At 51.6% G+C, this 20,925-nt stretch carries 15 protein-coding genes and 1 pseudogene; 7 read left to right on the forward strand and 9 right to left on the reverse strand.

Annotation, left to right across the window (positions count from 1 at the left end):
• Window positions 1-11: 11 nt before the first annotated feature.
• Both U5A67_RS36800 and U5A67_RS36805 read right to left on the reverse strand, forming a co-directional pair.
• Window positions 12-1,598 carry an SAVED domain-containing protein gene (locus U5A67_RS36800; protein ID WP_321818194.1) on the reverse strand — a complete coding sequence of 529 codons (1,587 nt, stop codon included), beginning with the start codon at window positions 1,596-1,598 and terminating at the stop codon, window positions 12-14.
• Window positions 1,599-1,748: 150 nt separating this feature from the next.
• Window positions 1,749-1,961 (reverse strand): hypothetical protein, encoded by a 213-nt coding sequence (locus U5A67_RS36805; protein WP_321818195.1) that lies wholly within the window; start codon window positions 1,959-1,961, stop codon window positions 1,749-1,751.
• A 196-nt stretch (window positions 1,962-2,157) separates the two neighbouring features.
• On the opposite strand from U5A67_RS36805, the gene U5A67_RS36810 reads away from it, so the two are divergent.
• The 4 genes from U5A67_RS36810 (at window position 2,158) to U5A67_RS36825 (ending at window position 6,015) form a co-directional block, all read left to right on the forward strand.
• The gene (locus U5A67_RS36810; RefSeq protein ID WP_144271895.1) at window positions 2,158-2,475 is read left to right on the forward strand and encodes a helix-turn-helix domain-containing protein; all 318 of its coding nucleotides are present in this window, start codon (window positions 2,158-2,160) and stop codon (window positions 2,473-2,475) included.
• Window positions 2,476-2,477: 2 nt separating this feature from the next.
• On the forward strand, window positions 2,478-3,338 hold the full coding sequence (locus tag U5A67_RS36815) for an ImmA/IrrE family metallo-endopeptidase (RefSeq protein WP_321818196.1): 861 nt from the start codon (window positions 2,478-2,480) through the stop codon (window positions 3,336-3,338).
• Window positions 3,339-3,727: 389 nt separating this feature from the next.
• Complete coding sequence (dgt, locus tag U5A67_RS36820; protein WP_321818197.1) at window positions 3,728-5,242, forward strand: dGTP triphosphohydrolase; 1,515 nt, start codon at window positions 3,728-3,730, stop codon at window positions 5,240-5,242.
• Complete coding sequence (locus tag U5A67_RS36825; protein ID WP_321818198.1) at window positions 5,239-6,015, forward strand: hypothetical protein; 777 nt, start codon at window positions 5,239-5,241, stop codon at window positions 6,013-6,015. Before dgt ends, U5A67_RS36825 begins: the two co-directional genes overlap by 4 nt.
• Window positions 6,016-6,194: 179 nt before the next feature.
• Here the strand turns inward: U5A67_RS36825 and U5A67_RS36830 are convergent, their stop codons facing one another.
• Window positions 6,195-7,091, reverse strand: a complete 897-nt coding sequence (locus U5A67_RS36830; protein WP_321818199.1) for a hypothetical protein — start codon at window positions 7,089-7,091, stop codon at window positions 6,195-6,197.
• The gene (locus U5A67_RS36835; protein WP_321818200.1) at window positions 7,088-7,768 is read right to left on the reverse strand and encodes a hypothetical protein; all 681 of its coding nucleotides are present in this window, start codon (window positions 7,766-7,768) and stop codon (window positions 7,088-7,090) included. Before U5A67_RS36835 ends, U5A67_RS36830 begins: the two co-directional genes overlap by 4 nt.
• Before the next feature lie 303 nt (window positions 7,769-8,071).
• Here U5A67_RS36835 and U5A67_RS36840 point away from each other — a divergent pair, with 303 nt between their 5' ends.
• Window positions 8,072-8,614 carry a nucleoside 2-deoxyribosyltransferase gene (locus U5A67_RS36840; protein WP_321818201.1) on the forward strand — a complete coding sequence of 181 codons (543 nt, stop codon included), beginning with the start codon at window positions 8,072-8,074 and terminating at the stop codon, window positions 8,612-8,614.
• 1,064 nt (window positions 8,615-9,678) lie between these two features.
• Here U5A67_RS36840 and U5A67_RS36845 read toward each other — a convergent pair.
• The 4 genes from U5A67_RS36845 to U5A67_RS36860 form a co-directional block, all read right to left on the reverse strand.
• Window positions 9,679-10,665: a hypothetical protein gene (locus U5A67_RS36845; RefSeq protein ID WP_321818202.1), complete on the reverse strand. Its 987-nt coding sequence runs from the start codon at window positions 10,663-10,665 to the stop codon at window positions 9,679-9,681.
• A 382-nt stretch (window positions 10,666-11,047) separates the two neighbouring features.
• A complete protein-coding gene (locus U5A67_RS36850; protein ID WP_321818203.1) occupies window positions 11,048-14,953 on the reverse strand; it encodes an SIR2 family protein in 3,906 nt (1,301 codons plus the stop codon).
• A 224-nt stretch (window positions 14,954-15,177) separates the two neighbouring features.
• Window positions 15,178-15,558 carry a hypothetical protein gene (locus tag U5A67_RS36855; RefSeq protein ID WP_321818204.1) on the reverse strand — a complete coding sequence of 127 codons (381 nt, stop codon included), beginning with the start codon at window positions 15,556-15,558 and terminating at the stop codon, window positions 15,178-15,180.
• 11 nt (window positions 15,559-15,569) lie between these two features.
• The gene (locus tag U5A67_RS36860) at window positions 15,570-15,926 is read right to left on the reverse strand and encodes a hypothetical protein (protein ID WP_321818205.1); all 357 of its coding nucleotides are present in this window, start codon (window positions 15,924-15,926) and stop codon (window positions 15,570-15,572) included.
• A gap of 2,068 nt (window positions 15,927-17,994) precedes the next feature.
• On the opposite strand from U5A67_RS36860, the gene U5A67_RS36870 reads away from it, so the two are divergent.
• Together U5A67_RS36870 and U5A67_RS36875 are read left to right on the forward strand one after the other, a co-directional pair.
• Window positions 17,995-19,821 carry a tetratricopeptide repeat protein gene (locus U5A67_RS36870; protein WP_321818207.1) on the forward strand — a complete coding sequence of 609 codons (1,827 nt, stop codon included), beginning with the start codon at window positions 17,995-17,997 and terminating at the stop codon, window positions 19,819-19,821.
• The gene (locus U5A67_RS36875) at window positions 19,808-20,209 is read left to right on the forward strand and encodes a hypothetical protein (RefSeq protein ID WP_321818208.1); all 402 of its coding nucleotides are present in this window, start codon (window positions 19,808-19,810) and stop codon (window positions 20,207-20,209) included. Before U5A67_RS36870 ends, U5A67_RS36875 begins: the two co-directional genes overlap by 14 nt.
• A gap of 424 nt (window positions 20,210-20,633) precedes the next feature.
• On the opposite strand, the pseudogene U5A67_RS36880 reads toward U5A67_RS36875, so the two are convergent.
• Window positions 20,634-20,925: pseudogene (locus U5A67_RS36880) on the reverse strand (hemagglutinin); the annotation flags it as partial.

A 20,925-nucleotide genomic window follows, 5' to 3' on the forward strand; every position in this document is an offset into this window, starting at 1 on the left:
GAGCCTCCTAGTTAGAGAAGCGCAAAAGAATGCGTTCCGTCAGGAAGCCGGACCGCGTCAGACAAGATGTCGATAGTGGGAGCAAACGGTCGCGCCCCACCCGTGGCTCCGCTAGACGTTGGCGTGCGTTCGTACAACGAAATCGCCGACTGGTTTCGCGCCTGCAACTTCTGCCCAAAGCGGAAACAAGCACTTGCCGGCGCAATCAGCAGCACGTGAATACGGCGCGCGCGCCACTTGTCGCTCAAAATGCGCAGTGCCTCGCCGACTGTGACACCAAACAATTGCAAGTCTTCGGGATGTGAAATCGCCGAATAACTAGGCTCTTCAATCGAAATTCGAACTGTCGGCAGACATGGTTTTCCCTCGCGCTGAAACTGCGAGGGCAATTCCGTCGTCGGCACTGCTGCGGTTATATAGACCAACAGGGCGGCGTCACCACGTTCATCGGAATTTGTATTGTCGACGTCGATGTCCACCTGATATTTGTTTGCAGCCGGCGGCGTCGCAGTCCGCCATCCCCACTTCCCGCCGATGCTATTGGGCGACGCGTCGCGGTCGTATTGGAAAACCGTTAACCCACGAGCCTCGCCAGCAATGCGCCCCGCGAGGACGAGCGTCGACATGCTGTGCAACGGAAAGATGCAGAGCTGCTCGGGCGTCGCACCTCCGCGCTCATCGCCATTGAGGAATCGGCGAAATGCTGGCACATCGGCGCCCATCTGTTCAAAGAGCGACGTCCAATAGTGAGGGGCAACGTTGTTACCCATGTGCGCTGCATTGCGAAAGAACGCTTGAGGAGCACCGCGTGGTCGCAACTTCTGCTCACGCATCGCGGCCTCGATTGCCGCTGCATCAAATTGCGAATATTGCCCAGTGATGTTGCCACCGATAACCACCGCTTGCGCCGAGGGAAAGCGCAGACCGTCAAGCAACCGATTCGCCTCAGCGATATGCGCCGCCCGCATCGCCTGCAATCGCGTAGCCGGAAAGCTGTCGGGTGCGACACGGTCGATGAGGCGGTGACACCGGTCACACATCAGCATAATGTTCGACGGCTCGTCTACGAGTTGCGCCGACAGCGCCGAGTCACCGCGCGGCCCGTCCGGAGACGCGGCTACGATGTGCGCAAGATACGAAAAATTTCCGTCCTGCCCAGTCTGGGAGTGTTCACGAAGGTCTACGCCGCAACCTTCAAACTGACAGCGCCACTGCGCCAGCCGCTCGACATGGCGCTTCGTTTCCGTAGACAAACCTCCCTGACGCCCTTTGGGTGCAGTCACGTCGGCCTTCTCACGAACCCAGACCTTCAGCGACGCAGCCGTCGCTTTAATTCCGGATGCGTTTTTTAAAAATGACCAATCAGCGACCGCACTGACGTCCATCACCTTTGAAAAAAGCACTAATTTCTTAGAAATATAGGGCCTGATTGATTCGATGGCAGCTTCAGCAAGGTCTCCGCTGCCGATAGAACGCCATTCGCCGGACGTCGAATCCTGGGCAAACACTGCTGAGCGAAAGCTGTCTACGACGACATGCAGCAGAGTTGCTCCCTTCGCCGCTTCGCGAAGCGCATTCCCCAGTTCCTCATCACTCATGCCAGTTTGAGTTAGCATACACATACCATATCTTGTGACCACCAATCAACGATACACTAAATGTTGAATTATGTTATCAGCAATTTTTACCTGATAACATGATTATTTTTCCGCTCGCTTTTTCCGGCAGTGAAAGGTCTACCTTTCACATCAGCGACCACGCTTGAGCAAGTCACTCAGCGATTTAGCGCCGGCTCGGTCCAGCACGGTATCGAGGTGCGCATCGGAACGAATGCCTTTCGCGAAGTCTTGGCCGTATTTTTTGCGAAGCGTATCGACGTGCGTATCGCCCCGCTTCCGATGAATTTCGCCGCTCGCGTCGCGCTGACGTCCGTCAAGACCTTTGGGCAAATGCTTGCTCATGGATGAAAATCCTTACAAAAAATGGGTTACGGAACTATTTTCCATGTTCGGCATCGGTAGAAAATTTCCGGTACAGCGAACAAGACGTAAACTGACACGCGTGCCGCTTATCCGTCAAGCATTTTTTCCGGAAAAGGGGTTGTAAAAGTTCGGAATCGTGGTATATCCTGAAGGTGTAACTTTGGGGGTAATTACGATGGCCACTCGGCTCGGCGAAAAAATTCGCGAGTTGCGTAAGGGAAAGAAGCTGACCCTCGAGGCTCTCGCGGCGCAGGCAAACCTGAGCAAGAGCTATTTATGGGAGTTGGAGAACCGCGAGTCTCAACGCCCGTCAGCAGAGAAATTGCAGTCACTCGCCGACGCGTTAGGCGTCAGTCAGGGCTATCTTTTGGAAGACGACGTAGAGGCGCCCGCGCAGCATCATATTGACGAGGCCTTTTATCGGAACTACAAGAAGCTCGACGCCGATGCGAAGGAACAACTCCGAAAAATTCTGGACGCGCTCAAAAAATAAACATGCAAACGGACGTGCTTACGCCTGCGAAGGCTGCGTTTCGCTTGACCAACGTTCTAAATCAGATTGCATCCGCCCATGGCGAAGCAAGATTTCCGGTAGACGTAGAAGCGCTCGCTCAAGGCGTGCACGAACTCTTCAAATGGAAGGACCCCATCACGAGTGTCGTGGGTACAGACATTCCAGGCTTTGACGGATGCCTCTCTTACCTCGGCGACGGAAAAGGCTGGGCGCTCCTGTACAACGACGCCACTGGTTCCCGCGGTCGCATTCGTTTTACCCAGGCGCACGAACTCGGGCATTACATCCTGCACCGGAGTACCCAGCAGGAGTTCCACTGCACCAGCGCCGACATGGACGACTGGCAGGCAGACGAGAAGAAGATTGAGACAGAGGCAGACAGCTTCGCTGCCAATCTTCTGATGCCACTCGACGACTTCCGCAAGCTGATGTCGACCACCGTCGATTTCGAGCAACTGGGCGACTGCACTGGCCGTTACGGCGTTTCCCTCACTGCGGCAGCACTGCGATGGGTAAGCGCAACAGACAAAAAACTGGTACTCGTCGCCTCAACTGACGGTTTTATGAACTGGTCGTACTCAAGCGATAGCGCTCGCGTTTCAGGCGCGTTCTTCCGCGCGCGCAAGTCTGCAGTGGAGATTCCTAGCGGTACGCTCGCTGCGGACAGCACCGTCGCGCGCGAGGAAAAGGGTGTGGTTGTTCCTGCGAACACGTGGTTTCCCAACGCCAGTCGCAATACAAAACTTCGGGAGATGAAGATTACCTCGGAGCAGTATGGCGTTTTGACACTGCTCGAACTTCCCAGTACTGAGACGGTCTGGGAACCGTGGCAAAAACGCTGAATCTTGGAACGCACATCGCCAGCATCATCCTCGGAGGTGGGATACATTTTTAGGCTAGGCGTGACAGCTTACAGCAAGTTGGAAGTTGAGCAGTTGCGAATGAGTCGAACACCTCATTCGCGCCTGTGGGCAGCACGCCTGAAACTTCAAACATAACGATAGAGACTGGCGAACGCGGCAACGCGAAGTTGCACGCGCTCACCAGTCTCAGCACTTGCGCCACTTTAATCGCTCCGCTGCAACGAACTTCGCTTATTGCCATGCTAGATGGTGGGATTCCTGAAAAATGCAATCCGCCCCTATTTTATAGCCCGTGAAGCGCCATTCTGAATCACGGAAACTGTACAATTTGTCTCAACAGACAATTGATCGATTTGACCCCTTAATAAATGTCATCTTCCTACGGTCCCCAGTGGCAGTCCCTCCTCTTCTCAGGAAGACGAAAGCAAGAGCATCGCACTTCGCAAGGGGAAGTCTCGGCAACGAGTGACTCATCCGCGAACGATCCAGTCAAAAATTCGGAGTTGCGGACGGAAATTGAAAGGGATCACGACAGGATCCTTTTTTGTACGCCAGTCCGAAGAATGGCGGACAAGACGCAGGTGTTTCCGCTTGACCGGAACGATAGTGTTCGGAACCGGCTAACTCATTCCCACGAGGTTTCAAATCTCGCGCGCAGCCTAGGGGTTACTCTCGTGCACAACGAGAAAATTGCCACAGGCGTTGCTGATGCTATGCGCAATATTCCTGCTCTGCTAGCAGCAGTTGGTTTGGTTCACGATCTCGGAAACCCTCCGTTCGGACACCAAGGTGAGAAGGCTATTCAAAGTTGGTTCGCGGACAACGTGCAAAATGTCGCCTGTGTCGCAAACGACGAGGAAAACGTCAATAACTCATCATTTAATCGAGTGCTTAGTGATGAGCTATACGAGGATTTTTTGAAGTTTGAAGGCAATGCGCAGACTTTTCGCCTCGTAACTCGACTTCAACTACTGAATGACAACTTTGGCCTTGATCTGACCTACGCTACGCTCGCGGCCATGATGAAATATCCAGTTGGATCCTGTCAGGTCAGCCTTAAAAATGAAGTAGGGAAGAAAAAACACGGATTTTTCGAATCCGAACGATCAATTGCTGAACAAGTACTCGCTAAAGTTGGGCTCGACGTGGGCTTACGTCATCCGTTAGCCTATGTCATGGAGGCATGCGACGATATCGCGTATGTTGTCCTTGACATAGAGGATGCCGTTAAAAAAGGACTGGCGTCTTTTTCAGATCTTGTAGCTTATCTTCAACACCACAGCGAAAGCGATCCTGTCGTGTCGAGAGTGGTTGATCTGAGTATCGTCAAACATACTGAATATCGAAATGCAGAACTCTCTCCAGCCGAGCTGAATGATGTGTCCATGCAACGTTTTCGCGTGTACGCAATAGGCGAGATGGTACATGCGACTACAACTGCGTTTGTCGAATACCAAGAGACTTTTATAGCAGGTAACCAGACACAGGGATTACTTAGCCTTTCTGCGGCAGCTCAACTCCGTAAGCTTTTGGGTAGTTTTGCGAAGACGTATGCCTTTCAACATCGATCTGTTCTTGAAGTTGAATTACGTGGATACAATACTATTCGCGGCTTGATGGACATTTTTTGGAAAGCGATTTCAGCAACCGACCCACAAGGTGGAAAAAAGTTGCCTGAGCATCCGTACTATCGCTATGTTTACACGCGTATTTCGGAAAATTATCGGCGTGTTTATTCAGAGCCCGCGCAGGAAGTTCTTCGATTGCCTTTGAGATACAGGCAGTGTCTACTCCTAACGGATATGATTTCTGGGATGACTGATTCGTACGCCGTGAATCTTCTTGGTGAACTAAACTCTCTAAAACCTGCAAACGAATTGTGACTGCAGCTCAAACCCGAAGCAGATTGCGGCAATATCTCGCTTACAAAGGAGCGGATAGAGCTCATCTGCGATTTTTTTTGAATACTATTACGAACCATCTAGAAGATGCCTCCATCTTCGGGGGAATGGTACGTGATTTCAGCCTTGGCTACGCACGATCATTTCGCTCTGACATTGACGTTGTCACATTGTCACCCGCCAAGGATATCTACAATTGTATTAAGCATTTAAATCCAATTAGAAATAAATTTGGCGGATTTCGTTTCATTGCGGGCGAATATCTTTTTGACATTTGGTCATTTTATGACACATGGGCGATTCAAGAAGGGTTAATTGCTGGAGAGACACTGAAAGATTTATGCGATACAACTTTCTTTTCTTTAGATGCTGCGCTTTTCAGGCTTAACGATGAGAAATTGATTACAAGCTCAAATTATGAAACACATGTGAAAAATCGCATTCTCGGAATAAATCTTCGCGAGCATCCAGATCCAATAAAGATTGCTAAAAGAGCGATCCAAATGGCGCTAGCAAAGAACCTCACACTTACTTCGGAATTGTGTGAGTTTATTGTTCGGAACATTAACGCTGATGCTCGGAAAACGTACGATGCACCAATGTTTCACAGAATACATGAACATCTAGAAAAGACTCCTTATCAAAATTTTAAACCTCATACACAATTGTCTATTTGGCCGTCAGAGGAAAATTGCGAAGCACACGGATTCGCAACCCGGCATGATCAATCGGATGCGTGCCGATCATTTCTCTAGAGATATTTTTCGGCACACGCGAAATTATTACGTGTGCCGATCTAGAAATTCAGAAATTCCCCTAACGCATAGACTTTTCCCACAAAGAGAGTACACAAAATAGGAAATTTTATTGACAATATCTTGCCAAGAAAAATATTCGGCAAATTAGAAGGGAATTAGCATAAAATTTCATAGCATCAGCCAATCAAGTCGCGATTATTTAATAAAAATCTTTCAATCTCATCGACATCCTTCTGGACCGCCCTCTCTATTTCAGGGGCCGCCTCGGCCCAAATTCGACCAGCAGCGTTATCATCGATACCGAACTGTGCAAGCCGCCAACATTTCTCAGCCGCCCACCACTGAGATCGAGTCAATGCATTAGTCTTAGCACTCTCTAAATAGAATCCAATCCAACTCAACAGTTCAACCGATAGCCGCATAGATCGAGCGACACGGCCAAGTGCCTGCTTTCCGCTAACGGTATGCCTGTCAACTGCTACCCAAAATGGACACTCAGTTACGACCGCAGTCGAACAATTCAACGGAGACGCTAAATCTTGCGAAATTGATAAATATGCCGATGCCAAGACAAACGCTTTATCCCACGAAAAAAACGCCTTGGGAAATAATTTTCGTGCTTCCCGAATTAACAAAGCATTCTGCTCCGTTAAGCACTTTCGCAACGCCCAATTAAAGAAATCATCAGGTCTTTTCAATGCAGCCGCCACAATCTTTACCGCCAATGGATCCAAAGCAAAGGCAAATACTGTCATGTCGCCCTCACTCGCAGCGAATGCCAATGTTCCAAGTCCAGCCGCATCCTTATTCTTGACTGTTTTAGCAACCGTACGGAGCACACTTAACTCCGACGACTCAACAAGAAACGAACTTGATTGTGTCCAGCATTCTTCGAAGACTATGATTGGTGCTCGTGCCTTAAACCATCCGAGATCTCCATTCCTGGCGAGAACCAGAAGGACCTCTTCGATTAAATTGATTTGTCCGCGACGGACAGCTTTTTGAATCAATGAGCGCAGTATTGGTCTAACGGCCTCATACCCCGCGCTAGTAGCCTTGACCGTTCTTCTCATGGTGCCCAGTACATATTCCGCCTGCTAGCGCTCATAGCCGAATATGTTTGGTAGCAGCGACAAGCAACACATCCGCGACGCGTAACTTGCACCCCAATGCCACCTTTTTGGAGTGCCAGATTAATCTCTCGTTCAGCACACTGAAACTCTGGACTAACCTCGTTCCCGACAACTACATCGTCAAGAATGATCCTCTTCAGATACCCTTCAAATGGAATAATGCCATTGACATTTCCAATCATCAGCATTTGATCAAAATTCCCGACTCTCAAACCAGTACTCGCCTCCAAGGCATCCTCAAAATATCGTTCCTTTGAAGGAGTCGACGCCCCCCATTTTGATGGATTCAGCTTTGATACAAGAACTTGAGCACTTCGAGGGAGAGCATTCAACACAGCAATGTCTAGTTCAAAGAGAACTGGTCCGTATTGATTTCGATTGCTAATTCGTTTATGGATATCTACAGTATCCATAAAAACATCATCCCATATTCCAAATTCTCTATCGAGATCATCCGTGTATTGTCCAGATTGATTTAATCCACTTCTCTCCACCAGATGCCGCGAAGCTAGGCCACCCAACTGAATGATGCTAATGCTAGTCATTACACTATTTGCGTGATGAAGGGTTCTTACGCCCTTTTTCCACAGAATGTCGTGAAGTTCTTTTCCGAGCATATTTTTCTCAACTCTTAAAAATTTAAGATAGTGCGATTTCGCATACTGCCTTATTCCACTTAACGCCATTACAAAATAGCGTCAGATTTTATGCTTACGTATATTGTACAAAAAATAGCTCACATTTGCGACGTAACAATTCAAGCGCTTCACCCGTTCCAATGACCCCATTGCCAACAGTCCAGCTTCGTATTCAGATAGCATATAGTCTGCACAGGAAATTGTGCTACACTGTACATGCATACAGTATTTAGATACCCCACAGCGACTCGTTCGATATTTTTAATCACCTTTGCGATCGACATGTTGAAAAAGAAAATATACCTTGCAGGTTTTGATGTATTTCGACCTGATGCACATGAGTATGGAAAATGGCTCATCTCACTTTGCACCAATGCGGGATTTGAAGGCCTCTTTCCATTGGATTCTATTGCACCAAAAGAATTATCAGGAGTGAAACTGGCTAATTGGATATACAATGCAAATATAAACCTTATTCGGAATGCAGACATTATTATTGCCAATGTAAACGACTTCCGCGCAACGGGCGAGCCCGATTCCGGGACAGCTTTTGAGATTGGATTTGCAACCGCAATCGGCAAGCCTGTATGGGCATACTCGACAAACAAAAGACCACTAATTGAACGCTTGTCTACACAAATTGTCTCCGGGAAAGCTACATGTGCGCGTGGCTTCACCGTTGAGGACTTTGACTTGCCCATGAACCTTATGATTGCGTGCGGCGCGAAGCTGATCTATGGGGGACCGCAAGAGTGCCTAGCAGAGATTCAGAAATTTGGAGCAATGCAACCGCACAATGAACCATTCCTTGATGAATCAATTTAAAGGCTTGTCGAATCACAACAACCTCTTCGTTACCAATTGAAAACCGATAATTTCCCTATAGTTCTTACAGAGTTACTGGATTTCTTCATTCTTTAGTTTTCTAAATTCTAGCGGCGATCTGGAGTGCTGGGCGCACTCGCGCTGGGTATTTCAACTCGCAATCGCGCGGAGCCGACAAGGCATTCTCGAGCGTTTCAACAATGTCGAAGTGCAGTTGCACGGGACCCTTAACGATGTCCCGCTTGCGTCCTGTGCTCCTCAGCGGAGCCACGAAGCACTTTAGTCGCGGCGCAAGACAGCCCCCCCTACACTAGTGCCTGGGCAATTAGATATCCATATATAAGTGAACTTAGGGCCGACGTTTGAACTCAACGAAACCGTGAAACGCCGACGCGTCAAACTGTCTTCGTGGCGTCTAATGCTGCAGAAAATGTTCGCCTATCGAATCTAGACATTACAGAAAATATTTCAAACTCACCATGCATAAGTCTTTCAATGCGACTGTCCACTTCCTTCGGCACAGCAAATCGGGATCGAAGTAATTAATTCGTTGTACGACAGCGTTTTCCTGCAAGCAGCGCTGCAGGTGATTCCGCCACAGTTCTCTTGAAGAGTGTCCCATCCAATACGGCGTGCTGCGCGTTTTGAGCCGAATCGGCTCACTCGTGCTTTGATCAGGCCATTTGCGCGTGCTAGCGCTGCCAGGTTCGCCTTGCGAGACCAGTTCGGTCAACGATCAACGTTATTCGGGGCTAGCGACACGACGCGTGCTGATAATCAGCCGCCCTTTACATCAAAGTAGAACGTGTCCGATGCCCCCGGGCCTCCCCGCTCCGGATATCGAATGAACGCCTCACGTTCTAGCCACGCTGCCAGTCGGTCATTCTCGACACGCTCCACCTCGATTCGATGGAGCTCGAATCGGTCTGAACTATCCTGCAAGGTGAGCACGATCGACGAGAAGATCCCATGCCCCCTAATGACCTCTTCGATAATGGCCGGGCCACAACAGGTAGCTCCATTCGGCTATCCCGATCCTACCGACACTAAGGTTTTCTCACTGCCTACCTCTGAACGACTACATCTATGGGCTTGCCGGGAAAGAGCGCATGCATGCTAATGCGTTTGGCTAAACTTTGCATTTTCTGATGCAAAGAGGACAAGTGCCCCAGAGCGTCAACAGTCCGATCCGCGTCAAACGCGGCCGGAATAGCAAGGTACAACTTTTGGACAGATCCCATACGCGTATTCAATTCCACAAGCATTGCGCCGCGCTTGATACCTCCTGCCCCCATCGGCTCGCGATGGAGAACCCTATTGCGGTACTCGGTGAGCTCGGCCAACCATCTCTGTTCTTTGTAGTCTTCCATCAACTCGCGAACCAAGACATCGTCCTTGGTATCCGCGTTAGCAGTCCTCTTTGTCCAACCATCGAGCTTCGCCATGCTGTCGACATTGGCGCCAGCTCCGAGATGTCGAGCCACGATCGCGGCCAAATAGTCCCGGGCCGCGCATAGTTCGACCAAAAGAGAATGAAATGCGAGGAACAAATCTGCCATTGCTAAATTGGTGAACCGGCGGCCAGCGATCTGCTTCCGCTGCAGTGCTGGAATTAGCTGAATATGGTACTGATGAGATGCATCGCGAATGCGTATATCGGCGGCACGCAACGATGCAGCAATGTTACTCGCTAGATCTGCATAGTCAGCTTCGCTCGCCCTACGAGCGTTCGCCGAGATTGAACTCCAGAGGTCCGCAGCACTCGGACCTTGGCCTTCACCTAAAGCCGAAATGTCCATCCAAACCTGATATTCTGGTTGGTTCTCCATGATGCTCAATTCGTTGATGCCGAGTATAGAAACGTCCAATTCTCTTGCAATTCCTCGAATCTCCTCCAATTGAAACGGACCTACTGCTCTCAAGTTTTCATCTATCAGCATCGGCGCGATAACCCAGCCTTCAGGCTGCTGGAATCCTCGAAATCCGCCGGTAAAATGCAATTCAGCACGGGTTCGGGCTTTTCCATATGTAGCGTTAGGCGTAAAAATCAAGGCATCTCCTATCGTTCGCGTTGTCAATAGCGTGCTCGCGCAGCGGAATTCCGGCTGCGATTTGTTAGTTTCGCAGCGAGTATTGTCCTATCTACCGCTACGCTTGGCTTCAATTATTGACTGACTTTAAGATCCAGGGCGCCCACTAAGGTGCACAGGTATATGAGTTCGAAAGGTTTTGAAGACTTAATGCATGGTCTTTCGGGCGAGAGCAGCCGGCAGAGTGGTCATGCTCGTGTCTTCGTCGAGTTCCGAACATAATAGTAACTGGCCTTCTCGATGGACTGCTAGGAGCACAAGCTGCGCAAGGATGCCTATCGAGAATCGGGTCAGGCGCGGAGAGCTGGACTGGACGAACCTGTCTCGCAGACCGCGCCCTGAGTCAAGGAACTTCTCTCCTTACCAGCAGCAGTGAATCATGGCGAGCCAATTCCATGGCTGCTATCCAGTTAGGGTCATCTTGGCATTCTTTGACGTATTTACCCAGTGCAGCAAGCGCTCGGACGACGGCGACGCGAATTAGTGGCAGGGTGTACGGATTTGAAGGTACCTTTTCGCCCCGTTGCGGATTTTCCAAATCGAAAAGCAATGAGCACAAGTGAACTAAAAGGGAGGTCCGATGGACGTCGAAATGTGATTTATTGGCGAACTCGAGAAGTTCTGTGATGGAGTTGAGCTTCTGTTCCAAGAGATGCTCTGGACAGCTGTGTAGGCCATCAATGAGAAACTGAATATAGCGTTGCGTTGCCGGTGTCAGCAAACTCGTCTCTTTGACCCAGGTGCCGGCAGCGACCAGCGCTCTGGCTACTACGTACTGATTTTGATTGCTGTCAATGACGTGGATTGCGAGGTCCAGCACGGCGTCGATTCGGTCAGGCCACCAGCGAATGCACGCAAACAAAAGCCAGACCGGTGGTGAGTCAATCGACACGCCCGCCTCCCATAATTCTTGAAACCAGCTATCTAAGTTGTGTGCTTGAACGGTGTCTAACGTGATGCGGTCACTGATGACTCGGTGAATGACCTGTGAAATCATTTGGAGCCGCGGTGCGACGAATTCTCGGGTACTGAATCGCCCTGAATCCGAAACAGCTCGGTTCACCAGCCGCTTGCCCTCATCATTCCACCAGACACGCAGTTTCTCGATCACCTGAAGCAGGCCGTCTTCGCACCAAGGGAAGTTCACACCCTTATTCACTGTGAGCAGTAGTCCAACGAGGAATCCCTCGTGTGGCCCACTCATCGACAATTTTTGCTCACCCATTACGTCAGTCATCTTTTCGACTGCATCAATGCTTTCGTGCTCAAGCCAGTGGCGGAAGATTGCGTCCTTGCTTCCGCGTCCGTGGGGCATTGGCCAGCATATAAACGCCGCCTCATAGAACGTCGGGAATTTCGGAACGTCTCCGATTGCGACGTCGCGCCACAACAATTGAGCAAGGCGCGTCTTTTGCTTCGCCGTCATCAGGCCGGCCCCGAGCAGCCAGTCTAGGCGTCTGACGCACTCGCTCGCCTCCGTCGGTTGTTCTGTGGGCGATAACCGCGCAAAATCGTCCAAAGCAACATTCACCGTCGCGTGCCAGTCAGCGCTGGGCTGAATTTTGCGGGGCGGCCGTAGAATCTGTGCGACGTCAGGCCACGAATGACGTTCGAGGTATCGAACGTCATTCGAGGAAAGCGAAAGCATCTGAGGACCAAGCCGTCGGAACTCTGCGGTCGGTAGAAGGCGCACTGCACGCGCAAAGAAACTCGAGTAGTGACTATGGAATGAGTAGTCGTCGCGTATGGCCTTCGATTTAAACAGGCGTATCGCGAGTTCACAGAGCTCCACAGCGTGCTCCGGTTCAAGACGAAAAGCGACTCGCGATGCCACGTCCATGAGGAACTTAAGCGGCGAAGCGGAATGCTCCTCCCAACTGGTGTCGGCAGTGATGGACTGCATCGCAGCCAACGCTTGACGGAAGATTTGCTCAGCGGAATCTTTCGCCAACGCAGAAATAGCTGGAAGCTCAAGTGCTTCAGCGGAGCTTCTTGCGTCACCTCCGCTTGCGCGCGCGAAAATCCGCATGCTAGTGGTTGACCCGCTAGAAAGCGCCAATATTCGGAAGCAGGTGAGCAAACTTTTAGTCGTAAACGAGATTCGTCCAATTGATGGCGGCAGCGACGCGTGCTCGATCAGGCGGACGTAGGTTGTTGCGGCTTCAATGGCCTCTTTTCGAATGAAAGGACGTTGCTCGCTCCCAGATAGGCTCGTTGAGTCAATCTTGACTGCAGAAGCATCCAAAACCTCTTCAGCAATATCCAGTTCAAATCGAACCTTATCCATGAGGAAATTTGGATGCTCGACGTTATCGCGGGAACTCTCGTCACGTTCCAACTTGTCTTTCTCTACTGACTCGGCAGGCTTTCTTTCTTCCTGTTCGATTCGCGCCCTGAGTCCCGGTTCTGGAGACCAGTGCCCGTCGTCCGACGGATTTACGGCCAATCGTCGTCGCGGACTGTCAACGTCCTCGGCAGCGAATTCAAGCGCACTGAGAAGCCATTCAGACCATTGCTCCCTTGAAACTAGATATGCGGTCTCACCTTCAAACTGAATAGCAAGCCGAATAGCCTGTAGTCCGCCCTTTGCGATGTCGTAGGCCCGGCGAACGACACCGACTTCTCCGAATAGTGCACCGACACGGATGCGCCAATATGGGTCAACGCCACGCGTAGCCACAATAGAGAGTTCGTTGAGTAAATCGATTGCCGCTGGCTTAGCGTCATGCTCAAGACAGAACAATATGCGCTCGTGAAGGAACATGCACTGGAGCTCGGCCGGCATCTCACCGGCTAGGAGCCGTGAAAGTGCCGCTTCCCACTCTCGGAAACGTTTTCCGTCATTGTCCTCGCGCGAGTCGCGAAGCATTGCGACAGTCAGTCTGAATCGGATGCGTTCAAGTTCATCGTCAGAGGGAAGCAGCGTCGCGGCGACCTCGGAAAGACCCGTAAGTAGCTTAGCTTCGACAACGTTGGTGCTGACCAACGCATCAGTGAGGAGCGCGGCTGCTGGAATATTCAGCCTCATCAATGTTGCTTCAAAAATCCAATTGACCTCCTCCAAAATGACGAGTTTCAACCAATTTGGAGCGGCGGCCGATTCCTTCTTTAGTGTTGCCAATACGCGCCAGACCGACGAAACGTTCTGGAGACGTTCACGGTTGTCGCTTGGAGCTACTAGCCATCCAGGGTAGTCGCGCCTGTTGCGCTGGGCGACCACTGTCCATTCGACTAGCTGCGAGACCGTCGGATTCATGTCTCTTAGCTCGTTTCCTGGACTGTGGTAGGGCCATTTCGCTCGACGAAGAGGTGGCTCCTCCTGCCAATAGCTCAGAAGTTCCCCAAGCGCCTTACCATAGTCGGTTCGACCGTCCCGCTTTCCGAGTTCAGCAATGTCAATGGGGAAAATCTTTCGCTTTTCGAGTATGAGACGCTGACCTTCTGAGACGGGGCTCAGAGTAATCAGGTAAATGGGCGGAGCCTTATCACCGAGATGGTCACGAGCCCAGCCAGTCCAGAGCAAGAAATTGGGGTCGTCACCAGAGAACCCAATTAGGCAAAACACGTTCTCCAGCATGGACTGCTGCACTGTATTGACAAATGGTCCATATAAGGACGGGTAACGACGATAGTCTTCCTCTGTAACGATTAGCTTGGTACCAGCTCTCAGACTGCCATGCAGCTTCACTATGCGAGGTCGTCCGTTACGCTTGGAATACGGAACATCGTCGCCGGCGACAACTATTTGATAACGAGGTTTGATGCGTGGGTTGAAACGCGTCCGGTCCGCGTCGAGTGCCCGTTCAAGAAGAGTGTCATAATTCGTCGTATAGACGTCGCTCCAATACAAGGAAAGCAATTTGGTATGCAGGTCACCCGGGGCGACTATGCCAGCGTCAGGTAGCAATTCCTGCAGCCGGGCATCCAACTGGGCGCGTCCACGGACAGCCTCATATTCTTCGGCGAGGCGTAACATGCCACTTGTCCCGCCGAGACGCCTTTTGGCATCTTCCCGGGCAGGCTGGTTCGAGTATAGGTCGCCCAGCAAACTGTCAACGAGCTGGCTCCATGTAGGAAGTCGCTCCCCTCCTTGAGCATTCAAGCTAAAACCCGCACCAATCATTACCGATGCGTGACCGTTCTTGAGTGCGTCTCTGATAGTTCGCAGATGCCCGCCGCCGGAGATGCGATTGATGATGTCAGCTGTTGATTCAGACGGCACTTGACTAGTGTCTTGGGGCTTGCTCATTTTTCTGTTCGTTGGATTCTGTGACGTAGGTCCCGACGTCGAACGCTGCTATCAGTATAACGATTCATCAAGCTATCGCTGTGGAGTTGTAGGTGGACCCGCACTTACGGTGCATGAACGACATTATGCAAATAGCATAAATTGCCGTCATAGGTGCTTGCTTGATTGGCGTACCAGTTGTCACAACATATTCGCCTATCCTGCGCTGCCCGTACGCAGAACGCTCAAAGCGAGAAGGTCACACCGCGACTCTTCGCCACCGCGTCAACAAGGAAATCGCGAAACCTCGTTAGCTCTGACAGCAACAACTCTCTCGATACGCTCGCTTTAAGGGGCTCGTGTTCCGATGTCCAAAGATATACGAACTCAATGTTATCCGTGACCAGATTCTGCAAAGCACTCATCCTGACATCTAAAGCTTCAATGACTGCATTGACTACCGTCACGTCAGCCTCGTCCTCTTCAAATTGATCAAACATAGTGCCGTGTTTGGCGTTGAAGTCGGACCAAAATCTCAACGAGAACAACCACTCCGATAACGGACCTGACAAGCGTAATGCGACTGCCCCTTCATCCATCAACACCAGAGATTCCTGCATCCGCATGGCATACCCCCTTACTTGACCGGATCGGTATTGCTGAAGTGCGTTAAGCCATTTCGCACGCCCGACGCAACGCCTGTTTGCGTCGCTTTATTCGGCCCAACGAGTGGAACGTTGTTCGGGATCAGGTTGCCGCTCTGATCAAGATACTGACCGGACAATTGGGCAATTCTACGCCCGCGCCGGCCGACCGCCGACACGATGAACATCGCGTAATTGCCAATGCCTAGCTGCGCTTCGCGATCTACGGAATACAGCAAATGCACCTCAACGAGGACTTCCGCCGCGAGGTCGCGAAAAGGATTTTCTAGCGGGTCAGCACCGGCGCGCGGACGACGGCGAATCGAGCGAATCAACAGCAGCGCCGCCACCTTCGCCGACTCCAGAAAGCACGAACCCGACTCGCGGCCGGGTTCGTTTCATAGCAACGCCGCATTTCAACGCCGACGCTCCGCATCCTTCTCATTGTGAAGATCAAAGACATTGCCTTCGCCATATTCTGACTCCAGCTTATCCTTTGCTTCACGGAGGTTTTCAGCAAGAACACTGATGCGCTTACCCGGTTGGTCCGAGTCGCGTACCCAAATTATGGCGCAATAAAGCTTCACGTTTCCCTCGCCCAATTGCTCGCTCACTTATATGGAGCAAGGCATACACCGCTGTTACAGAAGCCGCCGATCGTGTTCCTTTTCCATTGAGAAGGTTGGTGATTTGCGATGGCGTCATCTCGGAGAAATTATAGACACTCACTCCGGGCACGTTCCCGAACCTCGCCATATCGGCCTCATACAAGCTCAAATCCGGAATCGTGCTGCCATTCAACTGTCCATGGACACCGCTGATGATATTTACGTCGCCAGAATACAACCCGCCATTAACGAGAATCGCAAAGTCGATTTGCGAGATATCGCCTACAGACGTCCAAACCTCTCCGCCCGCTGCATTCGTCGAAGACGAGAATACTTCTCCGTATTGACCTAAACCACTCGCTCCCGATGTTGCGCTGTTTGTGGTAACAAAGCCCTACCTCGAAAGATCAGCGTGCAACTTGGTGCATTGGCTAACTGTACAAGCACGCCCTCAGCCGATTCTGGATATCAGCAGTTTCTTCGGAAATGAAACAGTGTGTTCGAAGCTTTGAAATCCCCCTCACTGGTTCATCTGTGTGAAGCCATTCCGCGGAATTCACGCAAATCTTGCTATCCCTTCCGACTCGCTGCCAAAACAACTCACTGAACCACATAGTCGACCCGATAGCCTCGACATAACCTGATCGCAACACCCAGCGCCCTGGATTATGTGATGTATCGATCTCCATCTGCTCAAGCGGGGGCGGCAGGCCATTCGATTTCATCGGCAAGTGCGAGAAGTCACGACCAGCAGATTCATACTCAATTGGGTCCTTCGCGTTTTGCCAGTGGTTGTATTCAACATCTGCCCCCCTTCGACAAACCCGTCTAAACCGACAAACGGAGTCGCCGGTGTGTCCCATTCGCCGGCCGCATTTGCTACCTTCTCACGGATTGAAACGAAACAATGGTCGTAGGACCCCGCTACCCCGTATTGGAGAGAAAGGCGATCTGTCTCCAAGTGTCCCCGTGTGCCTTTCGTCTCGACCCGCTTCCTGAGAGTGGCTATAGAGATGGACTTCCGCCCGTCGATGAACGTCGCTTCGATGCCGAGCACCTGCATCCTGCCAATGAGCAGGTTAAGTGCATCGAGCGGTGCAACGGAACCCGTTCTTGGTTGAAATTTTACTTTGTCTTCGCCCAAGACCATCTCTGCTGAACCCGTAGGGTCATTCAGCGCAAAGACGAGCTTTAACTCTTCCGTTCTACCGTGTGTCATTATGGATACACCTTAATCGTTACCGTCACACCGCAACTCGCACCATAGCTGACTAACGATTGAGCAACCGCACTTCGCCCCGGCTGCACGCGCACATCCAGCACTATGTACGCCGGAGTACCGTTGACCGTAGCTGTCGGTATTCGACGATGTTCCGAGAACCGCGCGTGCAACACCAATTGTCCAAGCCAATACGGTTTGGATTTGTGCCCCTGAGACATCTCGGATGTGTAAAGGCGAACTTTGAAGCTTTGACCGAGTCTGGGCATCGTCAGTGACGTTAGGCTCAAGAGAAATTGGCCATCGTGCGAGAAATGCTGGAGCCTAGAGCAACGGTTTCGGCGGTCGCACGCAGACACCGATTGCCCGCTATTGCGCCCGAGAACAAGCATGGTGCCCTACCTGCACTCGCGCATCCGGCTATCCCCTTTGAGAGCTACAATGAACGCCATCCCCGTAGAGCGTCGAAACCACTCCCTAGGGGACTCAGACGAGCACGTGCATCAACAATTTACGGTGTCCGCGCGTTCTGAGTTACAAGTTTAGCCCCAGTCGCAACTCCGATGAGCGGCATTCTCAGCATGGAGAATAATGAAAATCTATCGAACATTGATACTGACGGCATTACTTTTGCCCGCAATTGCGTATGCGGTCTTGAGTCAGCCAGTTGATGTCAGCAACGAAGTCCTACGTTATCGGCACAACCCGCAAGCCAATGCGATTTTTGGCCGCGCCCTCAGCGACAACCCCGAACTCACTTCGCGCATCAGATCTCGACTGTATTTCGTGATGGGCGAGACGGCGTTTTACGGTAAACAGTATCTCGCGTCAATCCACGCATACAGCCGCGCAATCTCACTCAATCCAACGGCCGCCGCATTCAACAACCGCGGCATGGCTTTTCTCAACATCGGTGAACTCGACGCAGCCCGGGGAGACTACGCCGCTGCCGTACAACTCAACGCATGGGATGTTCATGCTTGGGTGAACCTCGGCAATCTGTATATCAAACTCAAACAGTATGACCTGGCGATCGATTGCCTCAACCACGCTATCTCGGTCGGCGATCAACGCGCCACTACCTACGTGTCCCGAGGCAATGCATATCAATGGAAAGACGATTCACAAGCCGCGCTGAAGGATTACAACACCGCAATCGGGTTGGCACCATCCGCAATCGCTGCGCATATCGACAAAGCACAAATCCTGCTCGTTTCCGGCCAACTGGACGATGCTCAGGCTGAACTAAATCGCGCTTTCAAGCTTGACCCAGGCAACACGGATATCAAGATCGCCAGTGCCTTGCTCCTTAAGAAAAAACATAAATTCGTCGAGGCCATAGATATTTACACGTCGATATTGAAGGTGACACCAACCAATGTGCGAGTTCTTGAGGGCCGAGGCCAAGCTTTGGAAGCAACCGGCAACTGGTCATCAGCAATTGCCGACTACTCGAGCGCCATTAAGCTTGATCCGACCAACGATCTGCTGCTTAGACTACGCGGCCTCGCGTACGAGGCAAGACACGACAACGCCGCCGCAATTGCCGACTTCACCGAAGCAACCCGCGTTGCGCCCACCACAGCACGCAGCTACCTACTCCTCTCACGCGCGCTGGTAAGCACAGGGCAATCCCAACAATCTCTCGATATGCTTGCTAGCGCAATCAAACTGATACCAAATTCTGTTTCACTACGTCAAGAGCGTGCCTTCACCTTTGAAGGAAGAGGCGACTACGCGTCGGCGATTGACGAATATCAGAGCATACTTCGGGCGAAATCCGACGACGAGACCACTCGCCGCTACCTAGCGGACGACGAGACCGAGCTTGGTCGCTATGCCGATGCAGCGCGTGAATACGAATTTGTAAGTCGAGCGAACCCGGACGATGGTGAACTTCTTTTTGGCCGCGCAAAATTGAACGTTTACACAGGGAACCTTCAACAAGCCGATGCGGATCTCAGCGATTGGCAACGCCTGTATCGCGAAAAGAAACTTGATAGTTCCGACCAGAGGCGCTACTACGTCGCTATCTGGCGTCACATCATCGCTCTGAAACTGGGCACGGACGACCAGCGTGCGCTGTCAGCACAAGCAAATAGGCTCGACGCTGATCTCTGGCCCTACCCGATTCTCGCTCTCTACATGGGCAACTCGACAATTGCTAAGGTTATGTCCGTCGTCGAGCAAAGCGGCAATGATCGCAATGAGCGACTATGCGAAGCCAACGCCTACCTAGGCGAATGGCTTCTGGCACGCGGGTCAATATCCGACGCGCATTATGATTTCACGCAAGCCAATGCAAGCTGTCCTGCCGCGTTCATCGAAAAAGAGCTAGCGACATGGGAACTTCAGCGTAACAGGATGGGTGAGCCTTCGGGGGGCACACACTACAGCACCAGCATTGAACGCAATTGAAAAACAGCAAGCGGACGCGGGTACCAGACGTTTCCATCTGAAATACTCGGCCCACCCTTGCCCCGTATGGGCTTCGGGCCATTCGCCGGCTCCCGGTACGGTTTGCTACACTTTTTTGTGTAACGTCAAAACCCAGTACCAGCAAGGCGTACAGGCCGATTTTCACGCGCTTTGTGGCGTGCGTAATGTCTGTAGCTATTCAGGGGAACGTTTCAGAATGAAACACCCCGAACAATTGGGCAATTCCACGCCCGCACCGGCCAACCAGCCACACGACGAACATCGCGTAATTGCCGATGCCTGGCTGCGCTGCGCGATCGACGGAATCCGGCAAATGCACCTCGACGAGGATGCACGCCGCGAGGTGGCGAGAGGGATGTCTAGCTAGGTGGAGCAAATCAGCAGCCGCACCGACACGCACGCCGACGCCATAAAGCACCAACCCGGCTCGTGGCCGGGTTGGTTTCTCTGCTGCTGTCCGGGGAATTTCCGGTGCGCACCTATCCTGCTCCAGCAAATCTATTCGTACACTCGGGCTGCAAACAAGATGTCAGCGAACGTTCGCCACGTAGGCGTATCCGGAATCGGCTGTCCCGTGTTCTTGTAGTACTCGTCCATGTCGCGAACCCAAGCCGCCATAGCACCGAGAAACCTGTCGAGGCTAACGTTTTCCCAATCCCTCGAATTTTCCTGCAAGTCTCTTGCTAGAGCGGCAACGAAATCTGCCAACTGCTCTTTTGAGTCAACGTCGTTAATTTGCTTCGATAGCAACCTAGCCTCTACTCTTTGGGAACGCCACGAAAGCATATGATTCACCCTTGATTTGGCGTTGTGAATTTCCACGCTTGGCTCGTCACTTGCTGAGGTGTTGCAGGCGTGATGTTAACCATCGTTCCGGCCTGTGACGTCACAAACAAGCGGCGATTATCAAGGCTATAGATTAACCCGTCCTGTTCATATACGCTGATCGGCGGCAAATCGCTGGGAGACAAAACCCCCAATTGCGGCGCTCCGATTGCATCCTGCAAAGAGGATCCATCCGAGAAAGTCGAGCTGATACTACTCTGCGTAAACCTGATCGAATTCGGGTTCGCCAAACCACTT

This window comes from Paraburkholderia sp. J69-1 (assembly GCF_905220255.1).
GTDB lineage: Bacteria > Pseudomonadota > Gammaproteobacteria > Burkholderiales > Burkholderiaceae > Paraburkholderia.